The organism is Pengzhenrongella sp. (assembly GCF_036565025.1).
Taxonomy (GTDB): domain Bacteria; phylum Actinomycetota; class Actinomycetes; order Actinomycetales; family Cellulomonadaceae; genus Pengzhenrongella.
In genome coordinates, this window is the sequence record NZ_DATCNW010000309.1 from 1 (window position 1) to 2,181 (window position 2,181).

At 70.0% G+C, this 2,181-nt stretch carries 2 protein-coding genes; both read right to left on the reverse strand.

Annotation, left to right across the window (positions count from 1 at the left end; genetic code table 11):
- Positions 1-271: 271 nt before the first annotated feature.
- Positions 272-1,486 carry a hypothetical protein gene (locus VIM26_RS17875; RefSeq protein ID WP_331953645.1) on the reverse strand — a complete coding sequence of 405 codons (1,215 nt, stop codon included), beginning with the start codon at positions 1,484-1,486 and terminating at the stop codon, positions 272-274.
- 71 nt (positions 1,487-1,557) lie between these two features.
- A partial coding sequence (locus VIM26_RS17880; RefSeq protein ID WP_331953646.1) for a hypothetical protein occupies positions 1,558-2,181 on the reverse strand: 624 nt, incomplete at its 5' end.

Below are 2,181 nucleotides of genomic sequence, written 5' to 3' on the forward strand. Positions count from 1 at the left end.
AGGAGGGCGGCGCCCGCCTTCAGCTGCTCGAGATCCGCGCGCCGGTCACTCGCTTCCGACTGCGTCGGGGTCGCGACCACACCATCCAGCGGAGTCATGTGTTCAGTGTCGACGGAGGGTCAATTCGCTAGATGGATTACCCCATTCGGGTGAGAGCCCTTCGACCCCGTCAGCAGCGGGTGCGGGCGGGCGACCGACCGTGCGAGCTGGACCCTGATCGCCCGCGCGACGACATGAGCTGCGACGCGATCGCCACCCGACGGTCCGCGGCTCAGCGGCCCCCGATCGCCAGGATGCCGAGCGCGTGCGAGGCCGAGCCGATCGTCCCGAGCGGCTTGCCCGTCGCTGCCTCGATCTTGGTGATGCTCCCGCCGGAAGCGATGTACAGCCGCTGGCCGTCCTCGCTCACGGCGACGGAGTCGACCAGCCGATCGCTCAGGTAGCGCGATCGCACGGACAGATCGGCGGTGTAGATCACGATGACGCCGTGCTCGGCTGCGGCATAGATCCGCGTCCCGTCCGCCGTCAGTGCCGCCGGATGCATGGGCGCGGTCGTGAGGGACGCCGCGGCCGGCGCGAGATCGATGCTCGAGCGGGTCACCAGGAGGGCGGAGGTGTTGACCTCGCTCACCACGCCACCAGCGCCGTTCACCGCGAAGAGTTTCTGGTGCTTCGGGTCCAGCAGCATCGACCACGCCGGGCGCAGGGCGACCGGCACGTCGGGCAGATTGAGGATGCACTGCGCGAATAGCTGGGTCGTGTTGAGCGCGTGGATGAACGGCCCGCGCCCCGGGTTCGAGTACAGGCTGAGGAACCAGTCGGCGCCGACCGCGACCGACGCGTGGTACAGGCCGTTCATGACCTCGGGCTCCGCGGTCTTGATCTGCCCGATGACGCCGCCCAACAGACCCGTGCCGGTGAAGCTTGCGACGCGCACCGCGTAATGCGGAGCAGGGACAAGGTGCTCGACGAGGTACAGGTTGCGGCCGTCGTCGCTCACGGCGTCGAATCCGAGGTCGCCGTTCGCGGTCACGATCTGCTCGATCTTCTGCTTCGCGAGATCGATCACCGCGAAGCGGTTCAGCATGCCGCTGCCAGTCACCGCGACGGGCGGCGCCACGAGGACCATCCACTTGCCGTTGGCGGAGAGGCCGCTCGGCGCCGGGCCGTACGCGGCGGGGACCGACCACCGGCCGTCCAGGACGAAGGAGCTCTGATCGATCCCGGTGGCGGGATCGATGCCCCGCACGGTCGTGCGCTCGCCGCTGTCGACGGTCCAGTAGCGCGACCGGTCCGGCAGGAGGGTGCCGACCGGCAAGGTGGCAACCACCGCGTCCGTCGAGGCGTCGACCACCGTCATGCCGGTGGCCATCGCGACGAAGAGGAGCTCGTGGGCGGGCTGGCTCGCGACCTGGGACGTCTGTTCCTTGAGCGAGCCGCACGCAGCGAGCAGGACGACCGCGAGGAGCACGGAAAGCCGGCGCATGTCCTCCCTACAATGGGACGGCGACTTCGGTTCCCTATCACCCCGACCTACGGCCGGGTCCGCCGCGGGCGCTAGCGGAACGAGGCCGCGATCCGGAGGGCGGTCGCCTTGTCCACCTGGGCCTCGAGCCGCAGGAGCAGGGTCCCCTGGGTCCAGATCAGGGTGTTCCCGGCGAGCCGCAGGGTCTCCTGCTCGACCGACCCGGACGTGCCGGCGACCCGATAGAAGAAGAAGTGCGGCGTGCCCTGGATCCAGAACCCGGGCTGCCCGTTCACGGTGACCTTCTCGAGCGTCGTGCTCTGATCCAGGACCTTGCCGAAGAATTGCTCGTCGACGGACCCACCACCGAACTCAGTGACGATCGCGGCCACCCCGGCTTGCGACGACGTCGGGATGCCGTCTCGCGTTTTGTAGACGAGCGATACCGCGGTCGAGCCGGTGACCGCGCGCAGGTAGACCTCGTCGGGCGCGCCGAGCAGCGGGTCGACCGGAGCGAGCACCGGGTATCCCGCCCGCGCCCTGGCATCGTCGATGGTCACGAGGGTGCCGAGCCCGCCGGTCGGGAGGGGCACGGGGGTCACGACCGCCCCCGGCGAGCGCGACGGGGTCGGGCTCGGCGTCGGCACCGGACCGCGGAAGATCTCGACGCCCCGTAGCCGCAGGATGTCGGTGGCGGTCGCGCGCGCTTCGGGCGA